Source organism: Streptomyces sp. GD-15H (assembly GCF_045291515.1).
In the GTDB taxonomy this organism is placed as follows: Bacteria; Actinomycetota; Actinomycetes; order Streptomycetales; family Streptomycetaceae; genus Streptomyces.
Genome location: NZ_CP149447.1, coordinates 5317501 through 5338114, shown reverse-complemented (window position 1 = coordinate 5338114; position 20614 = coordinate 5317501). Strand labels below are relative to the sequence as shown.

Sequence of the window (20614 nt, the reverse complement as noted above, 5' to 3'; positions counted from 1 at the left end):
TCACCGCTCGCTCAGGAGCCTCACCGCTCGCTCACTTCTTGCGGCGGCGACCGCCCCGCGCCTGCTTGCGGCGCTCGGCGCGCGTGAGGCCGTCGGCCTCGGAGCGCACCGGCTCGTCCTCGGTGAACTCGCCCTCGACGGTGCCGCCCTCGCCGTCCACGGTCGGCGCGGAGAAGTGCAGGTTCCGCCGCTGCGGGGCGTCGAGCCCCTTGGCGCGGATCTCCGGCCGGGCACCCGCCTGTGCGGGCACCGCGTCCTGCGCCACCGGCTCCGGCTTGGCGTCCTCGACCGGGACCTCCTCGACCTGCTGCTCGACCTGGACCTCCAGGTTGAACAGGTAGCCGACGGACTCCTCCTTGATGCCGTCCATCATCGCGGTGAACATGTCGAAGCCCTCGCGCTGGTACTCGACCAGCGGGTCCTTCTGCGCCATCGCGCGCAGGCCGATGCCCTCCTGGAGGTAGTCCATCTCGTAGAGGTGCTCGCGCCACTTGCGGTCCAGGACCGACAGCACGACCCGGCGCTCCAGCTCACGCATGATCTCGGAGCCGAGCTGCGCCTCACGCTGCTCGTACTGCTTGCGGATGTCGTCCTTGATGGAGTCGCCGATGAACTCGGCCGTCAGCCCGGCGCGGTCGCCGGCCTCCTCCTCCAGTTCCTCCACGGTGACCTTCGACGGGTAGAGCTGCTTGAAGGCGCCCCACAGCCGGTCCAGGTCCCAGTCCTCGGGGAAGCCCTCGGACGTCTCGGCCTGGACGTAGGCGTCGATGGTGTCGTCCATGAAGTGGCGGATCTGCTCCTGCAGGTCCTCGCCCTCCAGGACGCGGCGCCGCTCGCCGTAGATGACCTCGCGCTGGCGGTTGAGGACCTCGTCGTACTTCAGGACGTTCTTACGGGTCTCGAAGTTCTGCGTCTCGACCTGCGACTGGGCCGACGCGATCGCGCGCGTGACCATCTTGTTCTCGATCGGCACGTCGTCCGGGACGTTCGCCATGGACATCACGCGCTCGACCATCTGGGCCTTGAACAGGCGCATCAGGTCGTCGCCGAGCGAGAGGTAGAAGCGGGACTCGCCGGGGTCGCCCTGACGGCCGGAACGGCCGCGCAGCTGGTTGTCGATCCGCCGCGACTCGTGCCGTTCGGTGCCGAGCACGTAGAGCCCGCCGAGTCGCTCGACCTCTTCCTTCTCGGCCTTGACGGCTTCCTCGGCCCGCGCGAGGGCGTCCGGCAGGGCGTGCGCCCACTGCTCGATGTGCTCCTCGGGGTCGAGGCCGAGCTGACGCAGCTCCGCCTCGGCGAGGTCCTCGGGGTTGCCGCCGAGCTTGATGTCCGTACCACGGCCGGCCATGTTGGTGGCCACCGTCACGGAGCCCTTGCGGCCCGCCTGGGCGACGATCGTCGCCTCACGGTCGTGGTGCTTGGCGTTCAGCACCTCGTGCTGGATGCCGCGCTTGCTGAGCTGCTGCGAGAGGTACTCGGACTTCTCCACCGAGGTGGTGCCGACCAGGATCGGCTGGCCCTTGCCGTGCTTCTCCTCGATGTCGTCGACGACGGCCTCGAACTTGGCGACCTCGGTGCGGTAGATCAGGTCTGCCTGGTCCTTGCGGACCATGGGCCGGTTGGTCGGGATGGGCACCACACCGAGTTTGTAGATCTGGTGGAACTCGGCGGCCTCGGTCATCGCCGTACCGGTCATGCCGGACAGACCGGGCTGTTCCTTGTCGTTGTGGTCGCGGCGCTTGTAGAGGCGGAAGAAGTTCTGGAGGGTGATCGTGGCGAGCGTCTGGTTCTCGTCCTTGATCGGCACCGCCTCCTTCGCCTCGATCGCCTGGTGCATGCCCTCGTTGTAGCGGCGGCCGGCGAGGATACGGCCGGTGTGCTCGTCGACGATCATGACCTCGTCGTCGATGAGCACGTAGTCCTTGTCGCGCTTGAAGAGCTCCTTGGCCTTGATGGCGTTGTTCAGGTAGCCCACCAGCGGGGTGTTGACCGACTCGTAGAGGTTGTCGATGCCCAGCCAGTCCTCGACCTTGGCGACCCCGGCCTCGTGGATGGCGACCGTGCGCTTCTTCTCGTCGACCTCGTAGTCGCCGGTCTCCTCGATGCCCTTGAGCGGGTTGCCGGGCTCGCCGCGCTTGAGGCGCTTGACCAGCTTGGCGAAGTCGCCGTACCACTTGGTGGCCTGGTCGGCCGGGCCGGAGATGATCAGCGGCGTACGGGCCTCGTCGATGAGGATGGAGTCGACCTCGTCGACGATGGCGAAGTTGTGGCCGCGCTGGACGAGCTCGTCCTTGGACCACGCCATGTTGTCGCGCAGGTAGTCGAAACCGAACTCGTTGTTCGTGCCGTAGGTGATGTCAAAGCCGTACTGCTCGCGGCGCTGGGCCGGCGTCATGTTGGCCAGGATGCAGCCGACGTCGAGGCCCAGGAACTTGTGGACGCGGCCCATCATCTCGGAGTCGCGCTCGGCCAGGTAGTCGTTGACCGTGATGATGTGGACGCCCTTGCCGGACAGGGCGTTCAGATACGCCGGCAGGGTGCCGACGAGGGTCTTGCCCTCACCGGTCTTCATCTCGGCGACGTAGCCCATGTGGAGGGCGGCGCCGCCCATGATCTGCACGTCGTAGTGGCGCTGGCCCAGGACGCGCTTGGCGGCCTCGCGGACGGTGGCGAAGGCCTCGGGGAGCAGGTCGTCCAGGCTCTCACCGTCGGCGTACCGCTCCTTGTACTCATCGGTGAGGGCACGCAGCTCGGCGTCGGAGAGGTCGACGAAGTCCTCTTCGATGGAGTTGACCTGGCCCGCGATGCGGTGCAGTTTGCGCAGGATCTTGCCTTCGCCTGCACGCATGATCTTCGAGAGGACGGACACGGGGGGTGGTCTCCTTGCCGGTCGGGCCTGGGACGGTCGGTTTCCATTTCATTGCTGAGCAACGGCCATCGTATGCGAGGACCCCACCACGTCGGGAGGCCTGCCGCGACGGTGACCGTGCGCGGCTTCATATCCGTTTCGCGCTGCTTCCAAAGGGACAACGTCCGGACCCCGCGGATGGTGCCGCTCCACCCGCCGAATGATGCGAAGGGTGATCATTTCCTCACGTACGGCAAAGGGTTGGCGCCGATCACTCCCCCGCGCGCAGAATCGGCTGATGGAACCCGTCACGCTCACCACCGACCGCCTTCTGCTGCGCACGGTCGGCCCACCGGACACCGACGCGGTGTACGCCGCCTGCCAGGACGCCGACATCCAGCGCTGGACCACGGTCCCCTCTCCGTACCTTCCCGAGCACGCGCGCAGCTTCACCGAGCAGATGTGTCCGGACGGCTGGGCGAACGGTTCGATGTTCACCTTCGGCCTCTTCCTCCGCTCCGGGGAGCTCGCGGGCATGCTCGGCATCATGATGCGCTCCCCGGGGGTGGGCGAGATCGGCTACTGGGGCACCAAGGAGCACCGCGGCAACGGCTACCTCACCGAGGCCGCCGTCGCCGTCTCCCGCTGGGCCTTCACGAAGATGTCGGTCGACCGTGTGGAATGGCGCGCGGAGGTGGGCAACCGGGCCTCCCGCGCGGTGGCGGAACGGGCGGGCTTCGTCATCGAGGGCACCCTGCGCTCCGCGGTCAACAACAAGGGCGTGCTGCGGGACTGCTGGGTGGGCTCTCTGCTGCCGTCCGACCTGGGACTCGCGTCCACGACGCCGTACCTGCCCGCCGGGGAGTGAGCAGGTGGGGGAGCGGATGAGGGGGCGGGTGGGGGAGCGGCGTCCGTCCGCACCCGGGGCCGGTGTCAGTGCCGCCCTCTATCGTGCGGACGTATGACGACCCTCCCGCGTCCGACCACGGACCTTTCGGCGGCAGAGGCCCGCCGCATCGCCCTGCGGGCCCAGGGCTTCCTGGGTGCCCCCGACCGTCGTTCCGGCGTCCGGGGGATCCTGCGTCACCTGGGCGCGGTGCAGCTCGACACCATCTCCGTCCTCGCCCGCTCCCACGAGCTCATCCCCTACGCCCGCCTCGGCGCCGTGGGCCGGGAAACGGTCGAGGCCGCGTACTGGAAGGCCGGCTCCCAGCCACCGCGCGCGTTCGAGTACTGGTCGCACGCGGCCTGCATCCTGCCCGTCGAGGAGTGGCCGCACTTCGCCTTCCGCCGTCGCGCCTACCGCGGCCGCCCGCACTGGAACCACGAACTTCCCGACGGCGCCTACGACCGGGTCGTCAAGCAGCTTCGCGCCCAGGGCCCGCTCACGGCGACGGAGTTGGGCGGCGCGAAACGCACCAGCGAGTGGTGGGACTGGTCCGGTGCCAAGGTCGCCGTCGAGCGGGCCCTGATGTACGGCGAGGTGGTGTGTGTCGAGCGCCGCGGCTGGAAGCGGGTCTACGACCTCGCCGAACGCGCGATCCCCGATGCCCTGTTGCACGACGAACTGGACGACGCCGAGTGCCTGCGCCGGCTGGTCCGCCTGGCCGGCCGGTCCCTCGGCGTCGGGACCCGCGCGGACCTCGCCGACTACCACCGTCTCAAGGGCGAGCAGGTCGACGCGGTGATCGCCGACTCGGGTCTGGTGCCGGTCACGGTCGAGGGCTGGGAAAAGCCTGCCTGGGCCGATCCGGAGGCCCTCGCCGCGCCTCCGCGCGGACGTCACCGTACGACGCTGCTGTCCCCGTTCGACTCCCTGGTGTGGGAACGGGCGCGCACCGAGCGGATCTTTGGCTTCACCCACCGCCTGGAGGCCTACGTGCCGAAACAGAAGCGGGTGCACGGCTACTTCGCGATGCCCGTACTCGCCGGCGGCCGGCTGGTCGGCCGCGTCGACCCGGCGCGCGAGGGCCGCACGCTGGTGGCCAGGCAGATCACGCTGGACGGTTCGAAGGCGGTCCCCGCCGTCGCGCAGGCCCTGGTCGAGGCGGCGGGCTGGGTGGACTGCACGAACGTCCGCGTGGAGCGGGTCGACGCGCCCGAACTCCGTGAACGGCTCACCCGGGAACTGGCCCGCGCCCTCGCCTGAGGTCACCGGATCTCGAGGATCTTCTCCCGCATCGCATAGACCACCGCTTCCATCCTGGAGTGCAGCTGCAGCTTCTCCAAAATGTTGCGCACGTGGTTCTTCACGGTGTTCTCGGAGATGAACAACTCCTTGGCGATGTCGCGGTTGTTCATCCCCGTGGCGACGAGCTTGAGCACTTCGAGTTCACGGTCCGTCAGCCGGGGCGCGGGCACCAGGCGACGCTCGTCGGTGCGCTGGATCATCGACTTGAACTCGGTGAGCAGCTTCGACGCCATGGAGGGGCTGATCTGCGACTGTCCGTCGGCCACCGCGCGAATGGCGGTGGCCACCTCGTCCGTGGAGATCTCCTTGAGGAGGTAGCCGGTCGCGCCCGCCTTGATGGCGTCGTAGAGGTCGGCCTCCTCGTCACTGATCGTCAGCATGATGATCTTCGCGCTGGGGGCCACCTCCTTGATGGAGGTGCACGCCTCGATGCCGCCCCGCTTGGGCATCCGCACATCCATCAGGACGATGTCCGGCAGCAGGTCTGCGGCCTTCTCCACGGCCTCGGCGCCGTCCCCCGCCTCGCCGACGACCTGGATGTCCTCCTCGGCCGCGAGGACGATCTCCAGTCCCCGGCGGAACAGCGCGTGGTCGTCCACCACCAGGACCCTGATCGGCTCCTTGCTCGCCTCCTCGGCCGGTTCACCGGCCGGCTCCTGGTACCTGGAGCCCGCGTCCAGGCCCATGCCGGTGACGCCGTCGTCGGAGTCCTCTCCACGCATCGGGCCGAAGCTGTCCGCCATCGTTCCTCCCCCTGAAGGCTGTGGCCGTGGTCGTGAGCCATCCCCAACCCAAGGCAACGGCCCACCGATTGGGCCGTTGCCGCCATGATTCCATGCCCGGACGGCACCGGGGTGCCGGCGTGGATGCGAAGTGGTCGCACACCGGTGCCCCTGGGGGCGCACACGCGCGCACCAGGGGCACTGGTTCAGTCGTTGTCGCCCGTCGGGTCAGCCGCCGAGGGTCCCGCCCGCCTCGGGAGCATGCGGCTGCGTGACCATGGTGTCCGTGCTGAGATGGATCACGCCGTAGTCGTAGGCGTGCCGTCGGTAGACGACACTGGGTTCCTTCGTCTCGGAGTCGACGAACAGATAGAAGTCGTGCCCGACCAACTCCATCTCGTAGAGGGCCTGGTCGAGGGTCATGGGGGCGGCCACGTGGGTCTTCTCGCGGACGACGAGGGGTCCGTCACCCTGTACTTCCAGTGTGCCGATCTTCTTGGTGGGGACCGCGCCCTGCCCCTCCTCGGGGGAATGCGCGCCCGTCCCGTTGAGTGTCGCCGCGTCCGGGACGTGGGCGGGGACCTCCGCTGCTGAGATCCTGCGCGCGCCGCGCCGTGAATAACGCTTGTCGTGCTGCTTGCGCAGCCGGGCGTCCAGCTTCTCCGCCGCCAGGTCGAGCGCCGCGTACGGGTCACCCGCCGCTGCCTCCGCCCGGATCACCGGACCGCGGGAATGGAGCGTGATCTCCACTCGGGCGCTGCGGTCGGCCTGTCGGGGGTTGGGCTCCTTGGACACCTCGACGTCGAGGCTGATCACCTTGCCGTCGAGCTTCTGGATCTTCTCCAGCTTCAGCTTCTCGGCCACGTGCTTCCGGAACCGCTCGGGCACCTCGGTCTTGCGGCCCTTGACGACGATGTCCACGCAGAACTCCGTTCCCGGATCACTCCGCCTCGGTGCGGAGCGTCTCCCTTTTGCACCAGGCTCCGGTCGACCCCGGAACCTCGGACTCGGTGACTTCCACCTCCATCCCCCATGAGCGAGATCTCCAGTTCACCAGCCCGGGTGATAACAAGAAACCCGTGGCACGGCATTCGGATTCAAGAGGTGTGGCCTGCGGCTTTCCCTCTCAACCGAACATATCTCGCCCGGACGGATGTCGTCACCCTCTACCGCCGCGTACCTCCGTTCCGATGAATTTACCCTCTCACTACCTGCAACGACTCAAGTTCCCAGTCAGTTCCGGTTTATTGCGAAAGGACCTGGTGAAGCGGCAACAACCGCCGCGCACTTCACGTCAATGGGCCGGTCGGCCCTACCCGTACCCGCCACCAGGGACGAACGGCGGGACCCTCGATCCACCCTCTCGTGAACCGATCCGTTTCGCTGTTCTTCACGTTCTTCACGTTTCCCTCGTGCCCCTCCTTCTCCTCGTGCCCCTCTCCTTTCCCATGTCTCACCCCCGTACACGAACGGGGGCGACGAAATACTCGCATCAGACCCGAGATCCACCTCCATGCGCGCCCCCCGCGCCCCCACAACCGCTCCCGCACGCGGCTCGGTGCACGGCGCGAGGCGCACCGCGCGCGCGGCCTCCGCCAGCGACGCCCCGGTCGTCATCAGGTCGTCGACGAGTACGACGGAGCCGCCGCGCAGCAGCCGGTCACACCCCGGCGCCACCGCCAGCGCACCGGCGAGATTGGCCAGCCGCCGCCGGGCGTCGAGCCCCGACTGGTCGGCCACGTCCCGCCGATGCCGCAACGCGGGCAGCACCGAGACGGGTACCCCTTGCCGCCGCAGCACACCCGCCGCCGCCCGCGCGATCCGCAGCGCCGGGTCGTGTCCACGGGCCCGCACGGCCCGACGCGCGGACGGCACGGGCACCAGCAGGACCGCCCCGCGGTGGCCGTGCGCCGCCCCCGGAACCCCGCCGGGGCCCGGCCGTGCCGCCTCCCGCAACCCCGCCTCCCGCAGCCCCGCGCGTACCGCTTTCGCGAGGGCCTCGCCCAGCGGCCGGGAGAGGGCCAGGGCGCCCCGTTCCTTGTGGGCCAGCAGCGCGGCACGCACTTCGTCCGCGTAGGGGGCGGCGGCGTGCACGACCGGCAGCCCGGCCGGCCGCGGCACCGGGCGCACCCGGCGTGGCGCTGCACCGCTCAGTGCCGTACGGCACCGCTCGCAGAGCACCGCACGAGGTCTGCCGCACCCGCCGCACTCGGCCGGGAGCACCAGGTCGGTCAGATCCTGCCACCAGCCCCGCATGGCCCCACTGTGCCAACGCCCGCGGCCTCCGGCCACCCCCTGTGGAAAACTTCGCACGGCCCGCGGACCGGTCACCCCGGATAGACCGGCGCGGTCCCCTCCGTCACCTTCTGCCACTGCGCACCCGACGGCAGCCGTACGATCCCGTCCACCGAGTGCGCCACCAGCGGCACCTGTTCGTCGGGGGAGGCGGTGACCGCCTTGACGCCGGTCAGGGCGGCGGGCTGAGGCAGCTCGGGTATGGAGCCGTCGACCTCGACGTATCGCATCTGCTCCACACCCCCTTCCTCCCGCCCGACTACCACGAGCCGGCTGTCCCGGTCCACGACATGGCGGTAACCTTCTCCAACTTCGGCGTCGCGGGCCGCAGTTCCAGTACAGTGACGGCCCGCTGCTCCCCCGTGGACCGTTCCGGCCCGGCCGGGCCGTCCCGCTCGATCCGTCCGATCATCAGGGACCGCCGATCGCCCTTGGCCACGACGAGCGCGACCCTGACCCCGTCGGCGGCCACCCGGACCGCCTGGATCCGCCCGTCCAGGTCCGGTGTGCGTACCTCCAACGGCTCGCCCCCGCCCTCCTCCAGCAGGAGCAGCCGGGGATTCTCGGGGTCCCGGTCGGCCACCCACAGGCCGCCGTGCGCGTCCCAGCTGGGCGCGGTCAGCCGGTCGCCCTCGGACTCGCCCCGGCTGGTCAGCACGGGCTCCCCGAGCGAACCGCCCGGCACCAGCGATCCGACGTACAGCGACTTCCCGTCGAACGCGATCCCGGCCGCGGTGCGCTCGTCCCGCGAGACCGCCACCGACCGCAGCGACGCCGCACCCTCGCCGAGCGGCCCCGGCACCGGCACCGGCTGGGTGGCGTCGCCGCCCGCGGCGATCCGCACCAGCCGGTGCTCCCCGTCGATGAAGTACAGGTAGTCGGGGTGGTCCAGCGACCCCCGGTCGGCCACGGTCTCGGTGGTCTCCTGGGTCAGCGAGCACAGCTTCTTCCCGGCGGCCCGCAGCTCGACCTCGTCCACGGCAGGGCTGAGGTTGCGCAGCGTGAACAGCAGCTGGGCCGCCATCTCCGCGCACCTCTTGGTGCCGACGCCGGCCGCCTTGTCGTTGAGCGGCACGGTCAGCCTGCCCCGGTCGTCCGCCGTCAGCGGACCGGCGCCCTCCCGCAGCGCCGTACCCGCGGGGAAGCCCGACCTGACGACCGGGTCCAGCCAGTTCGTGGGCCCGCCCAGGAGGGAGCGGACCATCTGGGTGGTGGGCTCCACGTGACTGCGCACGTAGACCGGGTCGGCGACCGCCATCGGCGGCCCGTCCGCACCGGATCCACCGGCTCCCGCGGTGTTCGAGGCGAAGTAGTACTTGCTGACGGACATGTAGTTGCGCTGGAAGTCCGACTTGCCCATGACGACGCCCGGCGGCACCCCGTCGATGCGCCACTGACGGGTCTTCACGTCCCGAGTGAGATGCACGAGCTTGTCGTACGGCCCGGAGTCGGCCGTGTACGCCTGCTGCGCGTCCACGGTGGCGACCTTGTCGCCGGTCAGCTTGAAGGAGAGCTCACTGGCGTCCTCGCGGCCCGGCGGATCGGCCTGGGCGCCCGGCCCGTCCGCCAGCACAGTGGTGGACAGCTCCGGCTGCCAGGTCTTCGCCGCCTCGGCGGTCAGGTACTGGCGCGCGGTGTTGTAGTCGGGGTCGTCGCTGGTCAGCGCCTCCAGGAAGCCCTGCACGATCTGGGTGGGCGACGCGTCCTCACTCGGCGGCATCGCGAACACCCGCACCTGCGCGTCCTGGCGGGGCGTGGACTCCACGCCCCGCAGATCCCCGCTGTCGGGCATCGAGGCGCACCCGGCCAGCAGTACGACACCGCTGGTGGCGTACGCCACCACTCGTGCCGGTGCCGTCCTGCCGCGCCCTGCGCGCTCACCGCCCACGCGAAACCTCTCCTTGCCTGTCCGCCTGCCGGTCCTCGGGCCCGTCCTCGGGCTTGTTCTCTTGCCGGTCCGTGGCCGTCCTACCGTTCTCCCCGCCGGGGCCACCGGAATCGGCGCCCGCATCGGCGTCGGCCGTCTCCCCGGCCCCCGCGGGCGGCCCCGCCGGCTCCCCCTGCTCCGGCCCGCCCGCCGACGGCCGCGACACCACGCGCGCGCCGTTGCCGGGCAGTGCCGTCGGGTCGGCCGTGGGGGTCACGGTGGCCGACAGCGGCGCGAGCGGATCGCGGTTCGCGCGGGCCGATCCGTCGGTGTCCACGGGCCGTGCGGGCACGGTGGCCCGCTTCGCGCCGTTCCCGCCGTCATGCGGCTCTCCGGCGCCGTCGTGTCCGCTGTTGCGTCGCGAGTCCCTGGGTTCCAGGGGGATCGGGGAGCCCCGCAGCGGCTCGTCGGCCGTCCTGGGCAGCGTCAGCCGGAACTGCGAGCCGCCGCCCGGCTCGCCCCATGCCTGGAGCCAGCCTCCGTGCAGCCGCGCGTCCTCCAGGGCGATGGACAGCCCCAGTCCCGTACCACCGGTGGTACGCGCGCGTGCCGGGTCCGCCCGCCAGAAGCGGCTGAAGACCCGGGTCGCCTCACCGGGCTTGAGCCCGACACCGTAGTCCCGCACCGCGATCGCGACCGCCCCGCCCGCCGCGGCGAGTTTGACGACGACGTCCTTGCCGTCACCGTGCTCCACGGCGTTGACGACGAGGTTGCGCAGGACGCGCTCCAGGCGCCGCGCGTCCGCCTCGGCGACGACGGGCTGCTGGTCGCCGACGATCTTGATCGGCGTGCCCTTGCGCTCGGCGAGCGGCTCGGCCCCGCTGACCACGCGCCGTACGACTTCACGCAGATCTATCGGCTCCGCCTCCAGCGCCGCCGCGCCCGCGTCGAAGCGGCTGATCTCCAGCAGGTCCGAGAGCAGCGACTCGAACCGGTCGATCTGGTCCGCGAGCAGTTCGGCCGACCGCGCGGTGACCGGGTCGAAGTCCTCACGCGCCTCATGGATGACGTCCGCGGCCATCCGTACGGTCGTCAGCGGCGTCCGCAGTTCGTGGGACACGTCCGACACGAAACGACGCTGCATCCGCGACAGTCCCTCGAGCTGGTTGATCTTCAGTTGGAGGTTCTGCGCCATTTTGTTGAAGGCCTCGCCGAGCCGCGCGATGTCGTCCTCACCGGTGACCTTCATCCGCTCCTGGAGACGCCCGGCGGACAGCCGCTCCGCGATCCCGGCGGCCATTCGCACCGGCGTCACGACCTGCCGCACCACGAGCCAGGCGATCGCCCCGAGGAGGACGACGACGAACAGCCCCGCGGTCGCCAGAGTGCCCTTGACCAGGCTCAGCGACTTCTCCTCCTGCGTGAGCGGGAAGAGGTAGTACAACTGGTACGGATCACCGTTGGGGTCGTTGACCTGCTTGCCGATGACCAGGCCGGGCTGCGGGTCCGCGCCGTTGCTGTAGACGATCCGCGTGTACCGCTGCGCCGCCGCGGTGCCGGTGTCGATCCGGTCCCGCAGGTTCCCGGGCACGCTCTGCGACGGGTCGACGTGCCCCGAGGCACGCGGACCGCGCCCGCCGCCGCTCTCGTCGCCCATGGGCAGGGTGACCACGTCGAAGGCGCCCTGGCCACCACTGGAGAGCGACTCCACGAGGTCGCTCATCCACTGGATGACGCTCTGCGAGGACCGGTCGCCCACCCCGGCCGCGTCCTCGCCGGTGCCGCTCGCGGCCTCGTCGGCCTGCTGCTTGGCCACCGCGAATCCGCCGGTGGCCTGGCTCTGTGATGCCTTCACCTTGGCGTCCAGCAGACCGTTGCGTACCTGGCCGATGACGACGAAGCCCAGCAGCAGGACCACGCCCAGTGACATCAGCAGCGTGGTGACGACAACCTTGAGCTGGATGTTGCGCCGCCACAGCCGCATGACGGGCAACAACGGCAGGCGCACCCAGCGGACGAACAGGCGGATCACCGGGCTGCCGTGGACTCCGCCCTGCAGCAGCCCGTCCTCGAGCAGGCGCCCCCAGCGGGAGCGCCCCGATGCCCGGCTGTCGGGCGACCGGCCGACAGGCCGCTCCGATCGGTGCCCGGCCCGGCCGGGTGCCGAAGCGGCACTGTCCCCGGGCATGTCAGCTCGGTCCTGCCTTGTAGCCGACGCCACGGACGGTCACCACGATCTCCGGCTTCTCCGGGTCCTTCTCGACCTTGGAGCGCAGCCGCTGGACATGGACGTTCACCAGTCGGGTGTCGGCCGCGTGACGGTACCCCCAGACCTGTTCCAGCAGCACCTCCCGCGTGAACACCTGCCACGGCTTGCGGGCCAGCGCGACCAGCAGGTCGAACTCCAGCGGGGTCAGCGCGATCGACTTCCCCTCCCGCTTCACGGAGTGCCCGGCCACGTCGATCACCAGGTCGCCGATGGCGAGCTGTTCCGGCGCCGGCTCCTCCGACCTGCGCAGCCGCGCCCGGATCCGGGCGACCAGTTCCTTCGGCTTGAACGGCTTGACGATGTAGTCGTCGGCGCCGGACTCCAGACCCACCACGACATCGACGGTGTCGCTCTTCGCCGTGAGCATCACGATCGGCACCCCGGACTCCGCCCTGATCAGGCGGCACACCTCGATACCGTCCCGGCCCGGCAGCATCAGATCGAGCAGCACCAGGTCGGGCTTGGCCTCACGGAAAGCGGCCAGCGCCTTGTCGCCGTCGGCTACGAAAGACGGTTCAAAACCTTCACCACGCAGCACAATGCCGAGCATCTCGGCCAGTGCGGTGTCGTCGTCGACGACAAGGACTCGTCCCTTCATAAACGACATCATCCCATTAGCTCATCGTGACCTGGCGTGACCTGGCGCACAGCTCCGCCAGGGCCTCGGCCGTCACGGGTGAGACGGCACCTTCCTCCGTGACGATCGCCGTCACCAGTTCCGGTGGTGTCACGTCGAACGCCGGGTTGTACGCCTGGGTCCCCAGGGGTGCCACAAGAATCCCGCCTCCCGCTTCGGTTCCGGCCACCGGCACCTGCGGTGCGGTGACCTCGGTCACTTCGTGGCCGGGGCGCTGCTCGACCTCGATGGACGCCCCGTCCGGCGTCTGCGGATCCACCGTCGTCACCGGGGCCACGACGATGAACGGCACATGGTGGTACCGCGCGAGCACCGCGAGCGGATAGCTCCCCACCTTGTTCGCCACCGAGCCGTCGGCCGCGATGCGGTCCGCCCCTATGAGTACCGCGTCCACCTCACCGGCCGCGAACAGCGATCCCGCCGCGCTGTCGGTGAGCAGGGTGTACGCCATTCCGCTGCGGGCCGCCTCGTATGCCGTCAGGCGAGCACCTTGCAGCAACGGGCGCGTTTCGTCCACCCACAGCCGCCTGGCCGGCCCGCCCGGTGCGCCGCCAGCGCCACCGCGAACGCCGTTCCCTCACCGCCCGACACCAGTGAGCCGGTGTTGCAGTGGGTGAGGACCCGGTGCCCGCCGCCGGGCAGCAGCTCGTCCAGCAGCGCCAGTCCGTGCTCGGCCATCCGCGCGCTGGCCTCGGCGTCCTCGCGGTGCAGCCGCCGTGCCGCGGCCAGCGCGGCCCCGGCGGCCTCCCGGTCGTCGCCGCCGCGGGCGAGAACACCCTGGTGGGCGGAGAGGGCCCGGCGCACCCCCACCGCGAGGTTCACCGCGGTGGGTCGGGCGCCCTCCAGCGCGGCCGCGGCGTCGTCCACGTCGAAGCCCCGTACGGCGGCGAGTGCGACGCCGTACGCACCGGCGATGCCCAGCAGCGGCGCACCGCGCACGGCCAGCGAGCGGATCGCCTCCACCAGCGCGGGGGCGTCCGTGCAGACCAGCTCGACCTCCTCGGCCGGCAGTCTCGTCTGGTCGAGAAGAATCAGAACGGGCCCTTCGGGTGGCTCTTCCCAGCGGAGCGCAGGGATCTCGGTCGGCCGCTTGTTGTCGCCGCTGTGTGCGTACTGATCAGCCATGCGGCCAGTCTGCCCCCTGGAGCGCGGACAATTGAAGGTGCAGCCCGTACCTCGGCAGGTCCGGCAGGTCCGTTGAGGAACACCCCATGGCACGATGGCTGCGAACCTGCCGCCGCGACCGCGGTCGGGCACCGTGAAGGAGCGACGATGAACGACACTCCGGGCTGGGCCTCGCCCGGATCCGCCCCGTCCGACGGGCAGGAGCCGGGCGAGTCCCGACCTGCAGAGCCCACAGACCGCCCGGACTCCGAGCAGCCGGGTCAGGACGCGCCGCAGGGTCCGGGCGTCAAGTGGTCGAAGGAGCAGCCGCCGCCCAGCCAGTGGTCCGCGCCCACCGGTCCACCCGGCACCGCGGGCCCCGGCCAGACTCCCCCGCCCGCACCGCCCGGACCGGGATGGGGCACTCCGCCCCCCGGCGGCCCCGCGGGGCCCGGAGGATACGGCGGCCCCGGCGCTTACGGCGGCGGCCCCGGTGGTTACGGGGCCTGGGGCGGCGGCTGGGGCGGTCCCCCACCCGCGGCCAAGCCCGGTGTGATCCCGCTCCGCCCGCTCGGGGTGGGCGAGATCCTCGACGGCGCGGTCTCCACCATGCGCACCCACTGGCGCACGGTCCTCGGCATCTCGCTGACTGTCGCCATCCTCACCGAGATCGTCGTCGTCCTCTTCCAGGGTCTCCTCCTGGACAATTCCAGCGCCGCGGTCCTCAACGACCCGAGCGCCACCCTCGACGAACTGACCGGCGCCATGGGCGACGCCATGCTCAACAACGGGGTGGTCTCCGTGATCACCCTGATCGGCACCATCGCCGCCACCGCCCTGCTCACGACGGTCACCAGTCGCGCCGTGCTCGGCACGTCGGTCACCGCCGCCGAGGCCTGGCGCGACGCCCGCCCCCAGATCCTGAAGCTGTTCGGCCTGATCTTCCTGCTGCTGCTCATCACCCTGGTCGTCATCATCGTGGGCGCGGTGCCCGGCATCGTCGTGGCCGCCACGGTCGGCGGTGGGGCCGCGGTGGCGCTCATGGTCCTGGGCATCATCGGTGCCGGCATCGTCGCCGTGTGGTTGTGGGTCCGCTTCTCGCTGGCCTCGCCCACGCTGATGCTGGAGAAGCAGGGCGTCATGAAGGCGCTGAGCAGGTCCACGAAACTGGTGCGCGGCTCCTGGTGGCGGATCTTCGGCATCCAGCTGCTCGCGATGCTCATCGCGAACGTCGTCGCGTCGATCATCATCATTCCCTTCGCCGTCCTCGCCACGACGTTCGGCAGCGGCGGCGTCCCCGGTTTCCTCAACAGTGCCGGCGGCGCCATCGGCTGGACGTTCCTCATCATCAGCGGGATCGGTGTGGTCATCGGCACCACGATCACGTTCCCGATCACGGCCGGCGTCACCGTGCTCCTCTACATCGACCAGCGCATCCGCCGCGAGGCCCTCGACCTCGAACTGGGCCGCGCCGCCGGCGTCCAGGGCTACGGCCCCGGCGCCACCCCGGGGAGCTGAGGGGGTGCACACCACGGGGGCAGTTCCCACTCCGGCACGAGCACTGCCCGAAGCCGCCGGCAGCGCCGTGCACACGCTGCTGCGTGGCGACGGCGAGCCGCCCGTCACCATCCCGCGCGATCCCGCGCGGGAGGCGGCCCGGCGCGAGCTGTCCAAGCAGATGTACCACGAGAACGACCCCAGCTGGTTCCAGCGGGCCCTGGACGCCTTCTGGGAGTGGGTCGGCAAGCTGTTCGACGCCGCCGCCACCGCGACGCCCGGCGGTGCGCTCGGACTGATCGTCGTCATCGCCGCCGTGGTCGCCGTCCTGGGCGCCCTGTGGTGGCGTCTGGGCACCCCGCGGCGTCGGCCGGCCCCGCGCCCGTGCTGTTCGACAACCGAACCCGCAGCGCCGCCGAACACCGCGCGGCCGCTGAGGCGCACGCCGCCCAGGGCCACTGGAACCAGGCCGTGCAGGAACGCATGCGCGCCGTCGTCCGCGCCCTGGAGGAACGCGCCCTGCTCGACATCCGCCCCGGCCGCACCGCCGACGAGGCGGCGGCCGAGGCGGGCCGCGTCCTGCCCGCCCACACCGATCGGCTGCACGCCGCCGCGCGGAGCTTCGACGACGTCACATACGGCGGCCGGACCGCGACGGAACCGTCGTACCGGCACCTCACCGAACTCGACCGCGACCTGGAACGCAGCAAACCCCAGCTCGCGAGCACCCCTGTCGGCAACGGCACTAACAACAGCGCCCGCAGCGACAACACGGGCGGCAACGCCCGCCAGGGAGCCGCCGGATGACTACCGAGGTCACGCTCCCCTCCACCTCGGCCTCGCCCACCGCCCGCCAGGTGTGGACCCGCGCGCGAGGTGTCGTCCTCGCGCTCGTCCTGCTGATCGTGGCGGCCGTCGTCATCGCCGTGGTCCGCTCCGACGCCCGACACGGCGAACTCGACCCGCGCTCCGCCGACCCCTACGGCAGCCGCGCCGTCGCCGAACTCCTCGCCGACCGTGGGGTGGACACGCGCGTGGTCACCACCCTGCACGAGGCGTCCGCCGCCGCGAACCCCGACACGACCCTCCTGGTCGCCGTCCCCGACCGCCTGACCCACCGCCAGCAGTCGAGACTCCAAGCCGCGGTCGCCGACTCCGGCGGCCGTACCGTCCTGGTCTCCTCCGGCAGCGCCTCCGTCGACCGGCTCGCCCCGGGTGTCATCGCCGATCCGGCCACCAGCTTCGGCTCCACCCTCTCCCCGCGCTGCTCCCTGCCCGCCGCCCGCAGCGCGGGCACCGCCGACACGGGCGGCATCCGCTACACCACCACCCATCTCGACGCCGACAAGTGCTACCCCAGCGAGCGCCTGGCCACCCTGCTGCGCATCCCGGCGGCCACCGGCGGCGGTGACACCGTCCTCATCGGTGCCCCCGACATCCTCCTCAACGACCGCCTCGACGAGCACGGCAACGCCTCGCTCGCCCTCCAGCTCCTCGGCTCCCGCCCCCATCTGGTCTGGTACCTCCCCACACTCGCCGACGCCTCCGCCGCCTCCGAGAACGGCGAGCGCGGCTTCTTCGATCTGCTCCCCTCCGGCTGGCTCTGGGGCACCCTGCAGCTCTTCATCGCCGCAGCCCTGGCCGCCCTGTGGCGGGCACGCCGACTCGGCCCCCTCGTGCCCGAAAGACTTCCCGTCGCGATCCGCGCCTCCGAAACCGTCGAAGGCCGCGCCCGCCTCTACCGCAAGGCGAACGCCCGGGACCGCGCGGCCGCCGCTCTCCGCTCCACCACGCGCACCCGCCTCGCCCCTCTCGTAGGCGTCCCCGCCTCTCAGGCACACGCGCCCGAGGCCCTGCTGCCGGCCCTGTCCGACCACCTTCACGGCGACGGACAGCCGTCCCCGCACGATCTCCTGTTCGGCCCGCCGCCCGGCGACGACGCAGCTCTGACCTCCCTCGCCGACCGACTCGACGCCCTCGAAAGAGAGGTACGCCGTCCATGATGGACCCGACCACTGACAACGCCGCGCACACCGGGGATCCGGCCGCCGCCAGGGCCTCCCTGGAGGCCCTGCGCGCCGAGATCGCCAAAGCCGTGGTCGGCCAGGACCCCGCTGTCACCGGCCTCGCCGTCGCCCTGCTGTGCCGCGGCCACGTCCTCCTCGAGGGTGTTCCCGGCGTCGCCAAGACACTGCTCGTCCGCACCCTCGCCGCTGCTCTGGAACTCGACACCAAACGCGTCCAGTTCACCCCCGACCTGATGCCGAGCGACGTCACCGGCTCCCTTGTCTACGACGCCCGCACCGCGGAGTTCTCCTTCCAGCCCGGCCCCGTCTTCACCAACCTCCTCCTCGCCGACGAGATCAACCGCACGCCCCCGAAGACCCAGGCCTCGCTCCTGGAGGCCATGGAGGAACGGCAGGTCACCGTCGACGGCACCCCCCGCGCCCTCCCGGAGCCCTTCCTGGTCGCCGCCACCCAGAACCCCGTGGAGTACGAGGGCACCTACCCCCTCCCCGAAGCCCAGCTCGACCGCTTCCTCCTCAAACTCACCATCCCCCTCCCGTCCCGCCAGGACGAGATCGACGTCCTCACCCGCCACACCGAGGGGTTCGACCCCCGCGACCTGCGCGCTGCCGGGGTACGCCCCGTCGCGGGCGCCGCCGACCTGGAAGCGGCCCGCGCCGCGGTCGCCAGGACGACGGTCTCCCCCGAGATCACCGCCTACGTCGTCGACATCGTCCGCGCCACGCGCGAGTCGCCGTCCCTCACCCTGGGCGTCTCCCCCGAGGAGCCACCGCCCTCCTGTCCACCGCCCGCGCCTGGGCCTGGCTGACGGGACGCGACTACGTCATCCCCGACGACGTCAAGGCCCTCGCCCTCCCCACCCTCCGCCACCGCGTACAGCTCCGGCCGGAGGCCGAGATGGAAGGCGTCACGACCGACTCGGTCATCAACGCGATCCTCGCCCACGTCCCCGTCCCCCGCTGATGGCCCTCACCGGACGCGCCGCCCTCCTCGCGGCACTCGGCTCTCTCCCCGTCGGCATCTGGGAACCCGGCTGGACGGGCATTCTCGCCGTCAACGCCCCCTTGGCGGTGGCCTGTGCCTGCGACTTCGCCCTGGCCGCCCCCGTACGCCGACTCGCTCTGAGCCGCTCCGGCGTCACCTCGGTGCGCCTGGGCGACAGCGCGGACGTCACCCTGACGCTCACCAACACGTCCCGCCGTCCGCTCCGTGCCCGCATCCGTGACGCCTGGCCCCCCAGCAGCTGGCAGCCCGGCACCGAGGTGGTGGCCTCCCGCCACCGCCTGGTGGTCCCCGCGGGTGAGCGCCGGCGCATCACCACCCGGCTGCGTCCCACCCGCCGGGGCGACCGCCAGGCCGACCGCGTCACCGTCCGCTCCTACGGCCCGCTCGGCCTCTTCGCCCGTCAGGGCACGCACCAGGTCCCCTGGACGGTACGGGTGCTGCCGCCGTTCACCAGCCGCAAGCACCTGCCGTCCAAACTGGCCCGCCTGCGCGAACTGGACGGCCGCACCAGCGTCCTCACCCGCGGTGAGGGCACGGAGTTCGACAGCCTGCGCGAGTACGTTCCCGGCGACGACACCCGCTCCATCGACTGGCGTGCCACAGCCCGCCAGTCCGCCGTGGCGGTACGCACCTGGCGTCCCGAGCGTGACCGCCACATCCTGCTCGTCCTCGACACCGGCCGCACCTCCGCGGGCCGTGTCGGCGACGTCCCCCGCCTCGACGCCTCCATGGACGCGGCCCTGCTCCTCGCGGTGCTCGCCTCCAGGGCCGGCGACCGCGTGGACCTTCTCGCCCACGACCGCCGCCTCCGCGCCCTCGTGCAGGGCCGCTCGGCAGGCGACGTCCTCCCGTCCCTGGTCAACGCCATGGCCACGCTCGAACCGGAGCTCGTCGAAACCGACACCCGGAGCCTCACGGCCACGGCCCTGCGGACAGCCCCCCGCCGCTCTCTGATCGTCCTGTTCACCACGCTCGACGCGGCCCCCATCGAGGAGGGTCTGCTTCCCGTACTGACCCAACTCACCCAGCGGCACACGGTCCTGCTCGCGTCGGTCGCGGACCCGCACCTGGCCCAGATGGCGAAGGCCCGCGGAAACGCCGATGCGGTGTACGAGGCAGCAGCGGCAGCCCAGGCCCAGACCGAACGCGACCGGACCGCGGAGCAACTCCGCCGCCACGGCGTCACCGTCGTCGACGCGACCCCAGACAGCCTGGCGCCGGCACTGGCCGACGCCTATCTGGCGCTGAAAGCAGCAGGACGCCTCTGACAAACGAACAGCCGAGCAAGCGAACAAAGAACAAGAGCCAGAAAGGCGGCGGAAGGGCCCTGAAACGCGGAAAGCCCCGTGCCGAAGGGCACGGGGCTTTCCACAACAATTGTTCGGCGGCGTCCTACTCTCCCACAGGGTCCCCCCTGCAGTACCATCGGCGCGGTAGGGCTTAGCTTCCGGGTTCGGAATGTAACCGGGCGTTTCCCCTACGCTATGACCACCGAAACACTACGAAACACTCGACAACCGACACCATGCACCACACATGGCGGCGTTCGTGGTTTCAGAACCAACACAGTGGACGCGAGCAACCTGGGGACAAGCCCTCGGCCTATTAGTACCGGTCAACTCCACACGTTACCGTGCTTCCATATCCGGCCTATCAACCCAGTCATCTCCTGGGAGCCTTACCCCATCACGTGGGTGGGAGCCCTCATCTCGAAGCAGGCTTCCCGCTTAGATGCTTTCAGCGGTTATCCCTCCCGAACGTAGCCAACCAGCCATGCCCTTGGCAGGACAACTGGCACACCAGAGGTTCGTCCGTCCCGGTCCTCTCGTACTAGGGACAGCCCTTCTCAAGACTCCTGCGCGCGCAGCGGATAGGGACCGAACTGTCTCACGACGTTCTAAACCCAGCTCGCGTACCGCTTTAATGGGCGAACAGCCCAACCCTTGGGACCGACTCCAGCCCCAGGATGCGACGAGCCGACATCGAGGTGCCAAACCATCCCGTCGATATGGACTCTTGGGGAAGATCAGCCTGTTATCCCCGGGGTACCTTTTATCCGTTGAGCGACGGCGCTTCCACAAGCCACCGCCGGATCACTAGTCCCGACTTTCGTCCCTGCTCGACCCGTCGGTCTCACAGTCAAGCTCCCTT

11 protein-coding genes, 2 rRNA genes and 4 pseudogenes (1 of these 17 cut by a window edge) are annotated in these 20614 nt (G+C 70.7%); 7 read left to right on the top strand and 10 right to left on the bottom strand.

Annotated elements, in window-relative coordinates:
* Positions 1 to 31: 31 nt before the first annotated feature.
* Positions 32 to 2869, bottom strand: coding sequence for a preprotein translocase subunit SecA (secA, locus tag WJ438_RS25320; RefSeq protein WP_406727277.1), 2838 nt, complete (start codon positions 2867 to 2869; stop codon positions 32 to 34).
* Between the two features lie 277 nt (positions 2870 to 3146).
* Between secA and WJ438_RS25315 the strand changes: the two genes are divergently transcribed.
* The gene (locus tag WJ438_RS25315; RefSeq protein WP_406727276.1) at positions 3147 to 3716 is read left to right on the top strand and encodes a GNAT family N-acetyltransferase; all 570 of its coding nucleotides are present in this window, start codon (positions 3147 to 3149) and stop codon (positions 3714 to 3716) included.
* 93 nt (positions 3717 to 3809) lie between these two features.
* Positions 3810 to 4997, top strand: coding sequence for a winged helix-turn-helix domain-containing protein (locus WJ438_RS25310; protein ID WP_406727275.1), 1188 nt, complete (start codon positions 3810 to 3812; stop codon positions 4995 to 4997).
* 2 nt (positions 4998 to 4999) lie between these two features.
* Here the strand turns inward: WJ438_RS25310 and WJ438_RS25305 are convergent, their stop codons facing one another.
* From WJ438_RS25305 to mtnA, 7 genes and pseudogenes are all read right to left on the bottom strand, one after another.
* On the bottom strand, positions 5000 to 5782 hold the full coding sequence (locus WJ438_RS25305; RefSeq protein WP_406727274.1) for a response regulator: 783 nt from the start codon (positions 5780 to 5782) through the stop codon (positions 5000 to 5002).
* 207 nt (positions 5783 to 5989) lie between these two features.
* Positions 5990 to 6682: a ribosome hibernation-promoting factor, HPF/YfiA family gene (gene hpf, locus WJ438_RS25300; protein ID WP_406727273.1), complete on the bottom strand. Its 693-nt coding sequence runs from the start codon at positions 6680 to 6682 to the stop codon at positions 5990 to 5992.
* 312 nt (positions 6683 to 6994) lie between these two features.
* Positions 6995 to 8017, bottom strand: coding sequence for a ComF family protein (locus tag WJ438_RS25295; RefSeq protein ID WP_406727272.1), 1023 nt, complete (start codon positions 8015 to 8017; stop codon positions 6995 to 6997).
* A gap of 71 nt (positions 8018 to 8088) precedes the next feature.
* Positions 8089 to 9944, bottom strand: a pseudogene (locus tag WJ438_RS25290) (LpqB family beta-propeller domain-containing protein).
* The gene (gene mtrB / locus WJ438_RS25285) at positions 9934 to 12111 is read right to left on the bottom strand and encodes an MtrAB system histidine kinase MtrB (protein ID WP_406727270.1); all 2178 of its coding nucleotides are present in this window, start codon (positions 12109 to 12111) and stop codon (positions 9934 to 9936) included. Before mtrB ends, WJ438_RS25290 begins: the two are co-directional and overlap by 11 nt.
* Before the next feature lies 1 nt (position 12112).
* A complete protein-coding gene (gene mtrA / locus WJ438_RS25280) occupies positions 12113 to 12802 on the bottom strand; it encodes a two-component system response regulator MtrA (RefSeq protein WP_406727269.1) in 690 nt (229 codons plus the stop codon).
* Positions 12803 to 12806: 4 nt separating this feature from the next.
* Positions 12807 to 13954: pseudogene (gene mtnA / locus WJ438_RS25275) on the bottom strand (S-methyl-5-thioribose-1-phosphate isomerase).
* A 147-nt stretch (positions 13955 to 14101) separates the two neighbouring features.
* On the opposite strand from mtnA, the gene WJ438_RS25270 reads away from it, so the two are divergent.
* The 5 genes and pseudogenes from WJ438_RS25270 (at position 14102) to WJ438_RS25250 (ending at position 19731) form a co-directional block, all read left to right on the top strand.
* The gene (locus WJ438_RS25270; protein ID WP_406727268.1) at positions 14102 to 15451 is read left to right on the top strand and encodes a hypothetical protein; all 1350 of its coding nucleotides are present in this window, start codon (positions 14102 to 14104) and stop codon (positions 15449 to 15451) included.
* A gap of 4 nt (positions 15452 to 15455) precedes the next feature.
* A pseudogene (locus WJ438_RS25265) lies at positions 15456 to 16237 on the top strand (DUF4129 domain-containing protein).
* Positions 16234 to 17433 (top strand): DUF4350 domain-containing protein, encoded by a 1200-nt coding sequence (locus tag WJ438_RS25260; RefSeq protein WP_406727267.1) that lies wholly within the window; start codon positions 16234 to 16236, stop codon positions 17431 to 17433. Before WJ438_RS25265 ends, WJ438_RS25260 begins: the two are co-directional and overlap by 4 nt.
* Positions 17430 to 18421, top strand: a pseudogene (locus tag WJ438_RS25255) (AAA family ATPase). Before WJ438_RS25260 ends, WJ438_RS25255 begins: the two are co-directional and overlap by 4 nt.
* Positions 18421 to 19731: a DUF58 domain-containing protein gene (locus tag WJ438_RS25250; protein ID WP_406727266.1), complete on the top strand. Its 1311-nt coding sequence runs from the start codon at positions 18421 to 18423 to the stop codon at positions 19729 to 19731. Before WJ438_RS25255 ends, WJ438_RS25250 begins: the two are co-directional and overlap by 1 nt.
* A 111-nt stretch (positions 19732 to 19842) precedes the next feature.
* On the opposite strand, the gene rrf is transcribed toward WJ438_RS25250, so the two are convergent.
* Together rrf and WJ438_RS25240 are read right to left on the bottom strand one after the other, a co-directional pair.
* Positions 19843 to 19959, bottom strand: a 5S ribosomal RNA gene (rrf, locus tag WJ438_RS25245).
* 89 nt (positions 19960 to 20048) lie between these two features.
* Positions 20049 to 20614, bottom strand: a 23S ribosomal RNA gene (locus WJ438_RS25240); it runs 2556 nt beyond the window's last position.